Origin of the sequence: Halomonas halophila (assembly GCF_030406665.1) — a bacterium.
Taxonomy (GTDB): Bacteria; Pseudomonadota; Gammaproteobacteria; order Pseudomonadales; family Halomonadaceae; genus Halomonas; species Halomonas halophila.
In genome coordinates this window covers 1579093-1595108 of sequence record NZ_CP129121.1, presented here as the reverse complement: position 1 = coordinate 1595108, position 16016 = coordinate 1579093, and the positions used below count along the sequence as shown (strand labels likewise).

Here is a 16016-nt window from a genome sequence, read left to right as displayed (position 1 = left end):
AATATTTCGTTACACCTCGCCCAAATCCCCGATCTGTCTTGCCGCGGCGGAAAGCTTCACTGACAGGGCGTCAACATTTCGTGACACTCTCGACGTCATCATCGCCCAACAGCCGCTTCACGCTCTCGACCTTGTCATCCATATGCTGCTCCCGGTCGGTCCGCGTGCCGAGCTTGAGCGTCGAGGTGATACGCGGCGCGCCCATCTCATGCACCGTCTCGTGACAGCGCTTGACCACTGCCATGACCTCGTCCCAGGGCCCTTCGATATTGGTGCCATAGGCATGCATCCGATGCTCGAGCCCCGAGACCTCGATCACTCGCTGACAGGCCGCTACCTGGGGGGAGACGGACACGCCGACCCCCATCGGTACCACGCACAGATCCACGATCACCTGCATTATGCTTACCTCATAAATATTAGCCTGATACAAAAGCCACAGCGTGAGTTGTCAGAAACGCTCATGGCTGATCTATGCTAACGCCTTGTAATAGAACAATCGGCATCACGCCACCTCCCGCTTTCACACACCGGCTGCCCCGACTCTGAAGGATCAGGAGGAACCATGACCAGCGACCCACGTCTCGGCCCCATCGCCCTGCCCGACACCAGAGCCCGACGCGTCTTCGAGAAGCTGCTCGACGGCTCCGGCATTACCCTCAACGGCTCGGCCCCCGCGGACATCCGTGTCTATCATCCCGACTTCTTCTCCCGCGTTCTGCACCAGGGCACCCTGGGGCTCGGCGAGGCCTACATGGACGGCTGGTGGGAGTGCGAGCACATCGACGAACTGGCCCACCGGCTGCTGCGCCACGGCCTGGGCGAACACGCCCAGTCCAAATCAGAACGACTGATGTATCGCCTCCAGTCCGGTTTCTTCAACCTGCAGAGCCGCGCCCGCGCCCATATCGTCGGCGAGGCCCACTACGACTTCGGCAACGACCTCTTCGAACGCATGCTCGATGACACCATGTGCTACTCCTGCGGCTACTGGAAGGACGCCGGCAGCCTGCTGGAGGCCCAGCGCGGCAAGCTCGAGCTCGCCTGCCGCAAGCTCGAGCTGGAGCCCGGCATGCGGGTGCTGGACATCGGCTGCGGCTGGGGCAGCTTCGCCGAGCACGCCGCGCGGCATCACGGCGTCGAGGTCACCGGCATCACCATCTCCCGGGAGCAGGCGGAGCTGGCCCGTCGGCGCTGCGAGGGGCTGCCGGTCGAGATCCTGCTCGAGGACTACCGCGAGCTCGAGGGCCGCTTCGATCGCGTCGTCTCCATCGGCATGTTCGAGCATGTCGGCCATCGCAACTACGCCACCTACTTCGGGACGGTGGAACGCCTGCTCCCCGCCGACGGCCTGTTCCTGCTGCACACCATCGGCTCCAACACCTCCCACATCAGCGCCGATCCCTGGATCAACCGCTACATCTTCCCCAACGGCGTATTGCCCTCGGCCAAGCACATTGCTCAGGCCAGCGAGGAGCACCTGCTGATGGAGGACTGGCAGAACTTCGGCGCCGACTACGACCGCACCCTGATGGCCTGGCTCGAGAACTTCGACGCCCACTGGGACGAGATCGCCGATCGCTACAACGAGCGCACCCAGCGGATGTTCCGCTATTACCTGTCCATCTGCGCCGGCGCCTTCCGCGCCCGCAATCTGCAGCTGTGGCAGGTAGTGTTGTCGAAGGGCCGTGAAGGACGCTACGACGCGCCACGCTGATAAAGAGCACGCTGATGTAGAAACAGGCATCTGCGACTTATGTTCCGGCTCTTGCTGTGCCGCGCCATCTGCGCCCGCCATCTGCCGCTGTGGCAGGTAGTGTTGTCGAAAGGCCGCCAGGGACGCCACGACGCACCTCGCTGATGTCGAGGCTAGAGCCCCGTTTCCACTGAATCCCACATCATCCTTCGGGTGCCTCGACGGCGCCCCGTTTCCCGCTGCCCAGCCCTTGCGCCTCGCCGTACGGATGAGAACAATAGTCAGTTTTACTAGTCACCACAGGCACCGGCGCTGTCGTCAATGTCTTACAGCTGGCGCAGCGTCTGGCCTACGCCCAATGCGTCATGTCGGTCAACGGCGACGGATGTATTATATCTCCCTTAATTAAAAAGAATGACCGCGTGATGCTCTCCTCCCCCGACGGTCACGACGCATTCAACGACAACGACACTCCTGTACGCAGCAGGAACACAATCAGGGAAACCACATGCCTCCCATCGATGTCATGCCGTGCAGGGAACGGCTCGAACCGACGAGGATGCTGGATCTGGCCGATCAGCTGCCCGGGCTGATCTTCCAGCTGCACCGCAGCGCGGATGGCCATCTCCACTTCCCCTTGCTGATGGGCAGCGGCATCCAGCTGCTGGACCTGGATCCGCAACGCCTGGCCGAGAATGCCGAACCGGCGCTGGAACGCCTTCACGACGCGGACTATCCCGGCCTGATGGCAGCCATCGAGCGTTCGGCGCGCTGGGGCTCGCCGATCACGCTCAAGTTCCGCTTCCGGCTCAGCGCCGATCGCTGCCGCTGGATCGCTGCACGCGCCCAGCCACAGCGCATCGAGACCGGCGTGCTCTGGCACGGCATGATGCTCGACATCAGCGAGCAGGTCGCCGAGGAAGAGCGCCTGCGACAGCTTTCAGACAGCGATGCTCTCACGGGGCTCGCTAATCGACGCAAGCTACTCAGCCGCCTCGAAGAAGAGATTTCGTTGAGCAATCGCCACGCCACGCCGCTGTCGCTGATGATGATCGACCTCGACCATTTCAAGACGATCAACGACACCTGGGGGCATCTGCAGGGAGACGCCACCCTGCGCGAACTGGCCGACTGTTGCAACGCCCTGCTGCGCGAGGAAGACCTCCTCGCCCGGCTGGGCGGCGAGGAGTTCGCCCTGCTGCTGCCCTTGACCTCACAGCGCAACGCCGCCCGGCTGGCCGAGCGGCTGCGCCGCGAGATCGCCGAGCACGACTTCGACGGCCTCGGGTCGGGGCGCATCACCGTCAGCATCGGCATCACCGAACACCGGGTCGGTGACACCCTCGACCACCTGATCCAGCGTGCCGACGCCAGCCTCTACCGGGCCAAGCACCTCGGTCGCAACCGGGTCGTGGCCGGCGACTGACGACGACGCCCCGCGCTCGGGCGAGATCGACGGCCATGACGTGTATCCTGCCCCTCCCATCGACACCGCCCGGAGCCGCCATGACCACCATCGACCAGACCCTCGCCCGGGTCTTCGGCTATCCCGACTTCCGCCCCGGCCAGCGCCCGGTGATCGAGGCGGTGGTCGCCGGCCGCTCGGCCGCCGCGATCTTCCCCACCGGCTCGGGCAAGTCGCTGTGCTATCAGCTCTCCGCCCTGCACCTGCCAAACCTGACGCTGGTGGTCTCGCCGCTGCTGGCGCTGATGCAGGACCAGCTGGCCTTCCTGCAGCGCCACGGCATCGCCGCCGCCAGCCTCGATTCCTCCCAGACCAAGGACGAGGCCCGTGCGGTGATGGACGGCGTGGCCCGCGGCGAGATCCGCATCCTGATGGTCTCGGTGGAACGTCTCAAGAACGAGCGCTTCCGCGCCTTCATCCGCCGCGTGCCCATCTCGCTGCTGGTGGTCGACGAGGCTCACTGCATTTCCGAATGGGGCCACAACTTCCGTCCCGACTACCTGACCCTGCCGGCGACCCGCCACGAGCTCGGCATCCCCCAGGCGCTGCTGCTGACGGCCACCGCCACCCCGAAGGTGATCGAGGACATGCGCCGCCACTTCGCCATCGAGGCCGAGGACGTCACCGCCACCGGCTTCTATCGCCCCAACCTGGACCTGCAGGTGGCGCCGGTGGCGGCCGACGAGCGCCCGCGGCGGCTGGTCGAATGGCTGCGCCCGCGCGTCGAAGGGCCTAGCGCCGGCGCCACCGTGGTCTACGTCACCCTGCAGCAGACCGCCGAGCGTCTGGCCGCCTATCTCGGTGCCGCCGGCCTGCCCGCCGCGGCCTATCACGCCGGCCTCGACGCCGAGACGCGCGCCCGCCGCCAGGACGACTTCATGGCCGGCCGCACGCCGGTGATCGTCGCCACCATCGCCTTCGGCATGGGCATCGACAAGAGCGACATCCGCGCGGTGGTGCACTTCGACCTGCCCAAGTCGGTGGAGAACTACAGCCAGGAGATCGGCCGCGCCGGGCGTGACGGCGCCCCGGCCGAGTGCCTGATGCTGGCCGGCCGCGATCATCTCAGCGTGCTGGAGAACTTCACCTACGGCGACACCCCGGAGCGCGACGCTATCGCTCGGGTGACGTCGACCCTGCCCGCCGCCGGAGAGGACTGGGCCTTCACCCTCAATACCCTCTCGCGGGACAGCGACATCCGCCCGCTGCCGCTCAAGACGCTGCTGGTGCATCTGGAGCTCGAGGGCGTGATCCGGCCGCGCTTCAGCTACTTCGCCGAATACCGCTTCCGTCTGGAGGAGCCGGCAGAAGCCCTGGTGGCTCGCTTCCAGGGCGAGCGACGGGCCTTCGTCGAGGCGATCCTCGAGGCCTCGGCGAAGGCGCGCACTTGGTACCGGATGGATCTCGAGGCCCTGGCACGGCTCGGCGCCGAACGCGGCCTGGACACCTCACGCCAGCGGGTGATCACCGCCCTGGACTACTTCGCCGACAAGGACCTGATCACGCTGGAAAGCAAGCAGATGACCGAGGTCTTCGAGGTGCGGCGCCCCGTCGACGAGGCCCTGATCGCGCGGCTGCACCAGGCCTTCGTCGACAAGGAGCGGGCCGAGATCGAGCGACTGCACGCCATGCTGGCGCTGTTCGAGGGCGAAGGCTGCCTGACCCGGCGGCTGGCGGACTGGTTCGGCGACGCCGCCGCCCCCGAGCGCTGCGGGCACTGCTCGGGGTGCCGCGGCCAGATCGCGTCGCTGCCGTCCCCGCCGCCACCGGCGCCGCTCGCCGCGATGGACGCCGCCGCCCTGACCGCCCCGCTGCGCGAACGGCTCTCGGCCGCCGGCGAAGGCGAGGCCGCCACCCCGACGCTGCTGGCCCGCTTCCTGTGCGGGCTGAGCTCGCCGCGGCTGACCCGCCACAAGGCGCGCCAGCTCGACGGCTTCGCCACCCTGGAGGCCTATCCCTTCGGCGAGGTGCGCGACTGGCTGTCCCGCTGATCGTTCACGCTCGCCGCCGCATCAGCGACAGCGTCGCCAGATGCACCGGCAGATAGAGCGCCAGCGGCCAGACCAGCATCAGCGCGATCACATAGAGCCCGTCCGGCAGCCAGGTCTGGGCGCCGCCGAAGGGGCCCTCGACCCAGTTGACGTTGCGATGGGGATCCGTGAGCCACCAGGCGGCGAGGATCGCCGCCCAGGTCAGGGCGGTCTGCCAGGCCAGGGCCGTGCGATCGAAGCCCAGCCTCACGACACCGAAACCGGCCACCAGCGGCAGCACCAGGTGGTAGAGCGACAGCAGCCGTACCGACAGAGGAATGCCGGCATCGAACATGTACTCGGTGCCGCCGATGGGATGCCAGCCGCTGGCCCAGGCGACACCGGCATCCAGCGCCCACAGGCTCCCCACCAGCGCCGTGGCCATCCAGGCCATGGAAACAAGCCGGCGGCTCTCGACCCACAGCCCGACCAGCAGCAGGAAATTGGCCAGGTTGCACAGCCACAGGTAGTTCTGGATCCCGATGCGCAGCGCCACCGAAGGCGCCCAGAACAGCATCCACAGCGTGAAGGCCACCTTCAGCCAGCGCGGTAGCCGCCCTCGCCCGTCGGTTCTCATCCGTCCTCCGAACCGATCCCGTGGCGCTTGAGCTTGTTGGCGATGGTGGTATGCGAGACGCCAAGGCGCTTGGCCAGCTGGCGGCTGGAAGGATGCTGCGGATAGAGGCTCGACAGCACCTGGCGCTCCACCTCGCCGAGGATGTCGGCCAGCGATCCGTCGAGATCGACACCGGCGAGCCCCGGCGCCCGGCCCACCTCGGGCAGGCGCAGATGCGCCGGCTCGATGACGCCGCCCTCGCACAGCGAGACCGCCTGGAACAGCACGTTCTCCAGCTGGCGCACGTTGCCCGGCCAGTGATAGGCCGACAGCCGCGCCACCGCGGCCGGTGACAGCTGCGGCATCGGGCAGCCGATCTGGGTGGCGGCGCGGTCGATGAAGTGCGTCGCCAGCGCCTCGATGCCGTCGAGGCAGTCCCGCAGCGGCGGCACCTCCAGGGTCAGCACGTTGAGGCGGTGATAGAGGTCCTGGCGGAAGCGCCCCTCGGCGCACAGGCTCGGCAGATCCTGCTGGGTGGCACAGATCACTCGCACGTCCAGGTAGGTTTCCTCGTCGCTGCCCACGCGACGGAAGCCGCCGTCCTGCAGGAAGCGCAGCAGCTTGACCTGCATCCGCGGGCTGGTCTCGCCCACCTCGTCGAGGAAGATGGTGCCGCCGGCCGTCAGCTCCAGCAGCCCCAACTTGCCCTCGGGGCGCGCGCCCTCGAAGGCACCCGGCGCATAGCCGAACAGCTCGGTCTCGGCCATGGATTCCGGCAGCCCGGCACAGTTGAGCGCCATGAACGGCGCCTGCCCCCGCGGGCTCGCCAGGTGGCAGGCCCGGGCCAGCAGCTCCTTGCCGGTGCCGGTCTCACCCTGGATCAGCAGCGGCGCATCCAGCGGCGCCATGCGTCGCGCCTCGCCGATCAGCGCCTCCAGCCGGGGGCTTGCCTGGAACAGCGACTCGAAGCCGCGCAGCTCCTGGCGCTGCACCTGATAGATGCGCTCGCCGATGCGATCGGCGCGATGCAGGGTGACCACGGCGCCGGCCAGCGAGGCCACGTCCGACTGCTGCTCGCGGTGCAGCGGCGAGATGTCGGCCAGGTAGACGGTGTCGCGCAGCTTGACCCGCAGCCCGTTGACCCGGGCGTTATTGCGGCGAATCAGCTCCGGCAGGTCGAGATCAGGCAGATAGCGGTCCAGCGACAGCCCCGGCACCTCGTCGACCCGCACGCCCAGCAGCTGCCCGGCGGCGCGGTTGGCCGCCACCAGATGCCCCTCCATGTCGATCGACATCACCGGTTCCGAGAGCGACGACAGCAGGGCGTCGAGCTCCAGGTGGCGCCGCTCGCTGGGCATCAGGCTGACCCGTCGCACGCCGAACACCCCGGGCACCTGTTCGAGCTCGGGCTTGAGCGTGGCCAGCTGGGCGTTCAGCAGGTGGGGCACGTGCAGGTAGATGGCGTTGCCGTGTTCGCCGCCGACCTCGCCGTGGGCCACGTTGAGTCCGTAGTCGGCGAAGTGGGCCACGATATCGCGCAGGATGCCGATGCGGTTCTGGCAGTGGAATCTCAGACGCATGAAAGGCTCGCAGGTCGAAAAAACGAACCGGGCCGCAGAAGGTTGTCAGCCCGGCGTGACTCATCTGTAAAGATAGCGTGACAATAAGGCCGCCGCGATGCCGATTCCATGCGCCTTTGGCCGCATCATGCCGGCCAAGACGCCCGACTGTCATGGATTCTTTACAACCAAACGCCTTGCGAACGCCCTGGATCGTCCGCAGAACGCCCCTCTCACCCCGTCCCCCGCCTAGACTGCGGTCATCCCCTTGAGGCCACGACAATTCCAATACCGACGGGAGCAACCATGAAGGCTCAAAGCGCCCCCAAGAAGACCGCCTATCAGGCCAGGATGCCGGACGACAACGGCCATATCGCCTGGAGCGAACAGGAAAATGCCACCTGGCGCACGCTGATGGAGCGCCAGGTCGAGCTGCTGCCGGGCCGGGTGTGCCAGGAATACCTCGACGGCATGGAGCGCCTGGCGCTGCCCGTCGAGCGTATCCCCCAGCTCGCCGAGGTCGACGCCGTGCTGCGCGAGGCCACCGGCTGGGAAACCGCCCAGGTGCCGGCGCTGATTCCCTTCGATACCTTCTTCGAACTGCTGGCCAATCGCCGCTTCCCGGTCGCCACCTTTATCCGCACGCCGGAGGAGCTGGACTACCTGCAGGAGCCGGACATCTTCCACGAGATCTTCGGTCACTGCCCGATGCTCACCAACCCGGCCTTCGCCGAGTTCACCGCCACCTACGGCCGCCTGGGCCTCGAGGCCACGCCCAAGGAGCGCGTCTACCTGGCCCGACTGTACTGGATGACCGTGGAATTCGGCCTGGTCGACACTCCCGAGGGGCGGCGACTGTATGGCGGCGGCATCATCTCCTCGCCCAAGGAGACCCTGCACGCCCTGTCCGACGCGCCCGTTCACGCGCCCTTCGATCCGCTGGACGCTCTGCGCACGCCCTACCGGATCGACATCCTCCAGCCGCTGTACTACGTACTGGATAGCCTGGAGACGCTGCACGAGCTGTCCGGCCGCGACATCATGGGCATGGTCCACGAGGCCATGGAACTCGGGCTGTTCGAACCGCGCTTTCCGCCCAAGCCCAAGCCAGTGCCGGCGGAGACCGCCAGCGCCTGACGCCGACGCCTTGGCATCGGCCCTTTCATGAGCGGCCGATCGCCACCACGACAACAACTCTATACCCCGCAACGAGCCAACGAGGAGTCATCATGAGCGAACTTTCCGAACAGCAGTGCGAGGCCTGCAGCTGGGACGCCCCCCACGTCACCGAGAGCGAAATCGAGCAGTATCGCCGCGACATCCCCGAGTGGCAGATCGTCGAGCGCGATGGCATCATGCAGCTGGAGCGAGTCTTCACGTTCCGCAACTTCCGACAGGCCCTGGCGTTCACCAACCGGGTCGGCGAGATCGCCGAGGAAGCGGGTCACCACCCCGCCCTGCTGACCGAGTGGGGCAAGGTCACCGTGACCTGGTGGTCCCACGAGATGAAGGGCCTGCACAGGAACGATTTCATCCTAGCCGCCAGAACCGACGAGGTAGCGAAGTAAATGTTCGAACAGATTGAGCGGGTTCCCGGGGATGCCATCCTCGGGCTCATCGAGGCCTTCAAGAAGGATACCAACCCCCAGAAGGTCGATCTCGGTGTCGGCGTCTATCGCGACGCCCAGGGCAACACCCCGGTGATGCGCGCGGTCAAGGAAGCCGAGGCCCTGCTGCTCAACAACGAGACCACCAAGACCTACATCGGTTCCCACGGCGCCCCGGCCTACGGTGAAGTGGTGCTGCCGATGGTGCTCGGCCAGGGCTCACCGGTGCTCGAGGCCGGTCGCGCCAGCGCGACCCAGTCTCCCGGCGGCACCGGCGCGCTGCGCCTGGCGGCGGACTTCATCGCTACCCAGCTGCCCGGCAAGGACATCTGGGTCAGCGACCCGACCTGGCCGAACCACCTCGGCATCTTCCCGGCGGCCGGTCTCACCCTGCACAAGTACCCCTACGTCGACGCCGACAACCGCCTCGACTTCGACGGCATGCTCGGGGCCCTGAAGCAGATCCCCGAGGGCGACGTGGTGCTGCTCCACGCCTGCTGCCACAACCCGACCGGCTTCGACCTGTCCCGGGATCAGTGGAAGCAGGTGCTGGAGGTGCTCAAGGAGCGCAAGCTGCTGCCGCTGGTCGACTTCGCCTATCAGGGCTTCGGCGAGGGCCTGGACGAGGATGCCTTCGGTCCGCGCCTGCTGGCCGAGAACCTCGATGAGGTGATCATCACCAGCTCCTGCTCCAAGAACTTCGGCATCTACTGCGAGCGGACCGGCTGCCTGATCATGGTCGCCAAGAACGCCGAGCAGATGGAGAACGTGCGTTCCCAGGTGGCCATCGTCGCCCGCGAGAACTACTCCAACCCGCCGGCCCACGGCGGTGCCATCGTCTCCGAGGTCCTGCACTCCGACGAGCTGACCGCCGTCTGGCGCGAAGAACTCACCGAGATGCGCGACCGCATCAACACCTTGCGGCGCGACTTCGTCGAGGCTCTGAAGCCGTACGGCCTGGACGAGAAATACGCCCACGTGGCCGAGCAGCGCGGCATGTTCTCCTACACCGGACTGACGCCGGAACAGGTGGATCGCCTGCGCGACGAGTTCAGCATCTACATGGTGCGCTCCGGCCGTGCCAACGTGGCCGGCTTCTCCCACGAGAACCTGCCCTACCTGGCCAAGGCGATCGCTGCGGTCAACGACTGATCGGCTGACGCCGTTCGGCAGAAAAGCGCCCGGGCCTGATGGCCCGGGCGCTTTTTTGTGCCTCGATGCCATGATCCGCCCGCGCCACGGCCGCCCGATACGACGACGGCCCGCGCCAAGGCGCGGGCCGTTCTCGATCAAGCAGCGTACAACACCGCGTCAGGCGGCGTAGCGCGAAACGTCGAGCCCCTGCGGGTCGATGCGCGGCGATTCCGCCCCCATCAGATCGGCCAGCAGCTGGGCGCTGCCGCAGCTCATGGTCCAGCCCAGGGTACCGTGGCCGGTGTTGAGCCACAGGTTGTCGTAGCGGGTGGCGCCGATGATCGGCGTGGAATCCGGCGTCATCGGCCGCAGGCCGCTCCAGAACTCGGCGCGGTCGACGTCGCCGCCCTCGGGGAAGACATCGCGCACCACCATGTCGATGGTCGCCCGGCGCTTCTCCGGCAGGCTCAGGTCGTGGCCCGCCAGCTCGGCGGTGCCGCCCACGCGGATGCGGTCGTCGAAGCGCGAGATCGCCACCTTGTAGGTCTCGTCCATCACCGTGGACTGGGGCGCCCCGCCGTCGTCGACCACCGGCACGGTCAGGCTGTAGCCCTTGACCGGGTAGATCGGCAGGCGGATGCCCAGGTCCTTGACCAGGAACGGCGAATAGCTGCCGAGGCAGACCACGTAGGCGTAGGCGGTGAGCTCGCCGGCGCTGGTGATCACGCCCTCGATGCCGGCATTGCCGCGGCGGATGCGCTGGATGTCGACACCGAAGCGGAAGCTGACGCCCAGGCGGTCACGGCAGTAGTCGGCCAGGCGATTGGTGAACAGATGACAGTCGCCGGTCTGGTCGTCCGGCAGGTGCAGGCCGCCGACGAACTTGCCCGGCACCCGGGCCAGCGCGGGCTCGACCGCGGCGATCTCGCCGGCGCCCAGCAACCGATGGCGCACGCCGCAGCGCTCGAGCACCTGCATGTCCTTGGCCACGGCCTCCACCTGGCTGTCGTGGCGAAACAGCTGCAGCAGCCCCTTCTGACGATCCTCGTAGCGGATGCCGGTCTCGGCGCGCAGGGCGTCGATGCAGGCGCGGCTATGCTCGGCGATGCGCACCATGCGCTCCTTGTTCACCGCATAGCGCTCGGGATTGCAGTTGCCGAACATCTTCATCATGAAGCGGGCCATGGTCGGGTCCATGCGCGGCTGGATCTTCAGCGGCGCATGCTCCTGGAACATCCACTTCACCGCCTTCTGCGGGATGCCGGGCGCGGCCCAGGGCGAGGAGAAGCCAAACGACACCTGACCGGCATTGCCGTAGCTGGTTTCCATGGCCGGTGCCGGCTGGCGATCCACCACGGTGACCTCATGGCCCTGACGGGCCAGATAGTAGGCGCTGGTGACGCCGACCACACCACTGCCGAGAATCAATACCTTCATGCCGTCCTCTCCCCTGATCGTCTTGTTGGATCGCCCTGCCATCTGCGGGAACGAGACCGCCCGGGCCAGGCCCGGGCGGTGCGTTAAGACGAGTATAGGAGAGGCCAATCAGATGATTTTCCTTTTATTTACCCACCAACCTAATAGAACATTCAAATAAACACCATATATTGGGTGTTAATTAAACAAAAACCACCATAAAAAGAAAAAACCACTACCCGTCATCCGGCCGCCTGGCGCCGCGGGCTGGCGAGGGTACGACGCAGCAGTCCCCAGGCCGCCAGACCGGCCAGCAGATTGCCCAGTGCCGCCCCCAGCGCCAGGCCCGGCAGGCCGCCCAGCCAGGCGCCGAGCCCCAGGCACGGCAGGTAGAACGCGAACAGCCGCGCGGCGGACATCATCATCGCCCGCAGCGGCCAGCCCAGCGCATTGCCGGCGGAGACCACCAGCATGCAGACCCCGAGCGCGGCATAGCTCGGCGGCAGCCAGTGCAGCAGCACCGTCAGGTCCTCGCTCACCTCGGCGGAGCCGGCCAGAGCCGCGGCCACCCAGGGCGCGGCCAGCGCCAGCGCCAGCCCCAGCCCCAGCTGCCAGAGCACCGCCACCTTCAGCGCCAGGCGCATCAGGCGGTGCACCTGCGGCCAGTCGCCGGCGCCGTAGCAGCGCCCCAACCAGGGCGGCAGCGACATGGTCATCGCCAGCACCGCCATGAGCGACAGGGTCTCCAGGCGACTGGCCAGGCCCCAGGCCGCGACCTGGGACTCGCCGAGCCGGGCCACCACCGAGATCGCCAGCATCGCGGCCAGCGGCGGCATCAGCTGGCTGATCATGGCCGGCCCGGCGATGCCCAGGAAGGGCCGCAGCGACTGACTCGCCTCCTCCCACAGCCCCCCTGTGGCCAACCAGCCGGTGCCGGCCAGGCGCATCGCCATCACGCCGAGCCCCACCAGCATGGCCAGCACCGTGGCCCAGGCCGCGCCCGGCAGCCCCAGGCCCTGCCAGTTGCCGACCCCGAAGATCAACAACGGATCCAGGAGCAGGTTGGCCAGGCTGGTGATCACCATCAGCGAACCGGGCAGACGCGTGTTGCCGTGGGCGCGGAACAGGCTGTAGCCGAAATACAGCACCGCCCCCGCCCAGGCGGACAGCAGCTGGGGGCCCCAGTAGGCACGGATCAGCGCCAGAGACTCGGTTTCGGCACCCAGCCGCCGGAAGATCGGCGCCTGGCCCAGCCACAGCCCCAGCCCCAGCAGCGCGATGACCAGTGCCCCCACCACCAGCACCAGGCTGCCAAGGCGACGGGACCGCGCGGTCTCGCCGGCCCCCAGGGCCCGGGAGATCAGCGCGGCGATGGCGATGCCCATGCCCACCTGGACGCCGATGATCAGGAAGGAGAGCGGCAGGGTGAAGGACTGGGCGGCCAGCGGCGCGGTGCCGAGCCTGGCCACGAAGGCGCTGTCGATCAGCTGGAAACCCAGCAGAGACAGCACGCCGATGGCCATGGGCCAGGTCTGACGCCACAGCGTCACACCCAGCGAGGAAGAGGTAGCGTCGTTTCGCAACACAGGGACTCCGCGGGAATCGTCGAGGGCGGCCCATTCTACGCGAAGTTGCGACCCGTCTCAGGGGGCGTGCTCGAGCTGGCCGAAGAGCAGCCGCTGCACCTCGGCCACCGGCAGCGGCCGATGGAAATAGTAGCCCTGGACCAGATCGCAGCGCATCTCGCGCACCAGCGCCAGCTGCTCGCCGGTCTCGACGCCCTCGGCCACCACCTCCAGCCCCAGCCGATGGCCGATGAAGACCGCGGCCTCCATGATGGCACGATCCTCCGACTGCTGGGGTCCATCGCGAACGAAGGAGCGATCGATCTTGAGCGCGGTAACCGGAAACAGCTTGAGGTAGCTGAGCGACGAATAGCCGGTGCCGAAGTCGTCGATGGCGATGCGCACCCCGCGGTGATAGAGGCGCCGCAGCCGCGTCAGCACGGCTTCGTTGGCCTCGATCAGCACGTTCTCGGTCAGCTCGATGCCGATGTCCTGAGGCTCGAGCCCGTGGCGCGCCACGCAGGCCTCCAGGCGCTCGAGCGTCTCCGGCGCCCGCACCTGACGCCCCGACAGATTGATGTCGATGCGCAGCGCCTCGACCCCCGCCGCACGCCAGGCCGCCTGCTGGCCACAGGCCTCCTCCATCACCCAGTCGCCGAGCCGTTCGATCAGCCCCGAGCGCTCGGCCAGGGGAATGAACTCGGCGGGCGAGACCGCCTCACCGTCGGCCGGCTCCCAGCGCAGCAGCGCTTCGAGATTCTCGATCCGGCCGCTCACCGCCGACACCTGGGGCTGATAGTGCAGGCTGAGCTCACAATTGGCGATGGCGTGCTCCAGCCGTTCGGCGAGCCGATGCTGGCGCACCAGCTCGTCGTGGAAATGCTGCTGGAAGCCCTGCAGGGCGCCCTGACCATCCAGCTTGGCGCGGTTCTTGGCCACGTCGGCGTTGCGGATCAGCTCCCAGGCCACCCGGCCGTGATCCGGGAAGGCGCTGAGCCCGAGGCTGGCAGTGACCGGGCGCGCGATGCCGTCCACCTCGAAGGGCCGGTCGAACGCCGAACGGATGTGCTCGACCACCGTGCGGCACGCTTCCGCCTCTCCCACGCCGGGAAAGGCCATCACGAACTCGTCGCTGGAAACCCGCGACATCAGGTCTCCGGCCCGCTGGCGATGGCGAAGCCGGCGTGTCAGCTCGATCAGGATCTGGTCGCCCTGGGCATAGCCGAGGGCATCGTTGATCTCGACGAAGCGATCGATATCCAGGTAGAGCACGGTCAGCGGCCGCCCTTGGCGCCGGCAGCGGTCGAGCAGCTCATCCAGGTCTGCCTCGAAGGCCTGACGATTGGGCAGGTGCGTCAGCTGATCGAAGCGGGTGGCGAAGGCCAGATCACGATGGGCCCGCTTCTGGTCGGACAGATCGACGTCGACGCAGAACATCAGCGGGTTGTCGGTGTGCTCGCCGAGCATCACGTGGTGGGAGAACACCGGTACCGGTTCGCCGCTGCGGTGGCGCAGCTCGAGCTCTTCTGCGGGAATTTCCTGGCCCTGCTCGACCCAGGCCCGGTGAGCCTCGATGACCGGCTGACGCATGGGACCGGGAATGATCAGGTCCTCGAGCAGGCGCCCCATGGCCTCCTCGGCCGGATAGCCGTAGAGCCGGACGCTGGCCTCGTTCCAGTAGATGACCCGACGCTGCCGGTCATAGCCCTGCACCGCCACGCGAGGCAGGCTCTCGAGCAGGCTGCGGAAGCGCTGCTCGCTCTCCTGATAGCGGCGCTGGACGAGGGCCACGTCGATCTGCGCGGCGTCCGAGCGGCGCTCGACCACGCGATCACACGCCCGCCCCAGCCAGCGCAGGATCCGCTGCCACGCGGCCTTACCCCGCTGCCCGCGATGAAACGGCCTCATGTGATGCGCCGCCCCACCAGCCTCCGATGTCTCCGGTCACTCAAGTGCACCTCCACGCGGCCCGATGAGCGGCCTCCACGACTGACCACCACTCCTGCTTTGACATTCTGAAACATTCCGACTCATTTGCTTACTGTTGACGATTTTTCTCGTCAACGGAAGCCCATCCCATTCAGACGTCAATCAGGAGAAAGTCTCATGAAACTCGACACCCTTAAATATGGTTTCGATCACACCACCATGCCAGCGGACCCGATGGCAGACTACTGGCCCCACGGCGTACAGGAAGACCTGGCCCGACAGGACTGGGCCCTGACCGAGCTGCATTCGGCGATCGACCTGGAAGCCTGGCAGGGTTTCACCGCCGACCTGCCGCGGGACCCCTACGTCAACCAGCGCTGGAAGCGGATGTCATGGCTGGCCCTCGACGCCGAGGAGCAGGTCAAGGACCTGGGCCACTGCCCGATGGCCCAGGGCGGCGCCTTCAACGACGCGGACAGCATGGCCGACCGGCTGCGCTACTACGAGCCGCTGACGCCCGAGTTCCTGGGCCGTGCCGACGTCCGCGCCTTCGTCCGTGCCTGGGCCCGGCTGTGGGGCATCCGGCCCGACGAACCCATCCTGATGCAGATCACCGGGGTGCGCGGCGAGGGCCACCTCGACCCGCTGCAGGGCCAGGGCATCCACGCCGACGGCTGCCAGGCGCTGAGCATCCTGGTGCTGAGCCGGGACAACGTGCTAGGTGCCGACAACCATCTCTATGCCGACAAGGCCGGCACCCGAGAGCTGGTGACGGCAACCCTGAGGCCGGGCGAGATCCTGCACCTGCGCGACGACCGGCTGTTCCACGGCGTCGACACCCTCAGCCAGCGCGACCCGTCGCAGCCGTTCGAGCGCTTCATCATCATCATCAACACGCGCTTCGTGGATGCCTTCCAGAATCGCATCCTGAGGCGCCACTTCCCGCAGGCGGTGCTCCATCAGTCATGATCCCGGCGCCCGCCCTGCCTGCCTGAAACGCAGCGACCCCGGCCACTGGCCGGGGTCGCTGTTTCACCGTATCGCCCCGGGGGCGATGCG

At 67.3% G+C, this 16016-nt stretch carries 13 protein-coding genes; 7 read left to right on the top strand and 6 right to left on the bottom strand.

The annotated features are described in order from the left end of the window. Nucleotides 1-70: 70 nt before the first annotated feature. Nucleotides 71-400, bottom strand: coding sequence for an MTH1187 family thiamine-binding protein (locus QWG60_RS07315; RefSeq protein WP_146908224.1), 330 nt, complete (start codon nt 398-400; stop codon nt 71-73). 165 nt (nt 401-565) lie between these two features. On the opposite strand from QWG60_RS07315, the gene cfa reads away from it, so the two are divergent. The 3 genes from cfa (at nt 566) to QWG60_RS07300 (ending at nt 5152) form a co-directional block, all read left to right on the top strand. Further along, nucleotides 566-1717, top strand: a complete 1152-nt coding sequence (gene cfa / locus QWG60_RS07310) for a cyclopropane fatty acyl phospholipid synthase (protein WP_146908221.1) — start codon at nt 566-568, stop codon at nt 1715-1717. 538 nt (nt 1718-2255) lie between these two features. Beyond that, nucleotides 2256-3122 (top strand): sensor domain-containing diguanylate cyclase, encoded by an 867-nt coding sequence (locus QWG60_RS07305; protein ID WP_290130937.1) that lies wholly within the window; start codon nt 2256-2258, stop codon nt 3120-3122. Between the two features lie 80 nt (nt 3123-3202). Beyond that, entirely contained in the window at nt 3203-5152 is a 1950-nt protein-coding gene (locus QWG60_RS07300) for a RecQ family ATP-dependent DNA helicase (protein ID WP_046080240.1), read from the top strand. Nucleotides 5153-5156: 4 nt separating this feature from the next. Here QWG60_RS07300 and QWG60_RS07295 read toward each other — a convergent pair whose 3' ends face one another. Together QWG60_RS07295 and QWG60_RS07290 are read right to left on the bottom strand one after the other, a co-directional pair. After that, complete coding sequence (locus QWG60_RS07295; protein WP_146908216.1) at nt 5157-5768, bottom strand: hypothetical protein; 612 nt, start codon at nt 5766-5768, stop codon at nt 5157-5159. Beyond that, complete coding sequence (locus tag QWG60_RS07290; protein ID WP_046080238.1) at nt 5765-7327, bottom strand: sigma-54-dependent transcriptional regulator; 1563 nt, start codon at nt 7325-7327, stop codon at nt 5765-5767. Before QWG60_RS07290 ends, QWG60_RS07295 begins: the two co-directional genes overlap by 4 nt. A gap of 285 nt (nt 7328-7612) precedes the next feature. Between QWG60_RS07290 and phhA the strand changes: the two genes are divergently transcribed. From phhA to QWG60_RS07275, 3 genes are all read left to right on the top strand, one after another. Beyond that, a complete protein-coding gene (phhA, locus tag QWG60_RS07285; protein ID WP_046080237.1) occupies nt 7613-8443 on the top strand; it encodes a phenylalanine 4-monooxygenase in 831 nt (276 codons plus the stop codon). Nucleotides 8444-8535: 92 nt separating this feature from the next. Beyond that, nucleotides 8536-8874 (top strand): 4a-hydroxytetrahydrobiopterin dehydratase, encoded by a 339-nt coding sequence (locus tag QWG60_RS07280; protein WP_035596035.1) that lies wholly within the window; start codon nt 8536-8538, stop codon nt 8872-8874. Continuing rightward, complete coding sequence (locus QWG60_RS07275) at nt 8875-10065, top strand: amino acid aminotransferase (protein WP_035596038.1); 1191 nt, start codon at nt 8875-8877, stop codon at nt 10063-10065. Nucleotides 10066-10224: 159 nt separating this feature from the next. Here the strand turns inward: QWG60_RS07275 and QWG60_RS07270 are convergent, their stop codons facing one another. From QWG60_RS07270 to QWG60_RS07260, 3 genes are all read right to left on the bottom strand, one after another. Continuing rightward, complete coding sequence (locus QWG60_RS07270; protein ID WP_146908214.1) at nt 10225-11484, bottom strand: D-amino acid dehydrogenase; 1260 nt, start codon at nt 11482-11484, stop codon at nt 10225-10227. 221 nt (nt 11485-11705) lie between these two features. Beyond that, a complete protein-coding gene (locus QWG60_RS07265) occupies nt 11706-12986 on the bottom strand; it encodes an MATE family efflux transporter (protein ID WP_146908278.1) in 1281 nt (426 codons plus the stop codon). A 120-nt stretch (nt 12987-13106) separates the two neighbouring features. Further along, nucleotides 13107-14936: a putative bifunctional diguanylate cyclase/phosphodiesterase gene (locus QWG60_RS07260; protein ID WP_246124648.1), complete on the bottom strand. Its 1830-nt coding sequence runs from the start codon at nt 14934-14936 to the stop codon at nt 13107-13109. 198 nt (nt 14937-15134) lie between these two features. Here QWG60_RS07260 and QWG60_RS07255 point away from each other — a divergent pair, with 198 nt between their 5' ends. After that, a complete protein-coding gene (locus QWG60_RS07255; protein WP_046080233.1) occupies nt 15135-15926 on the top strand; it encodes a 2OG-Fe dioxygenase family protein in 792 nt (263 codons plus the stop codon). The last annotated feature ends 90 nt before the right edge of the window (nt 15927-16016 follow it).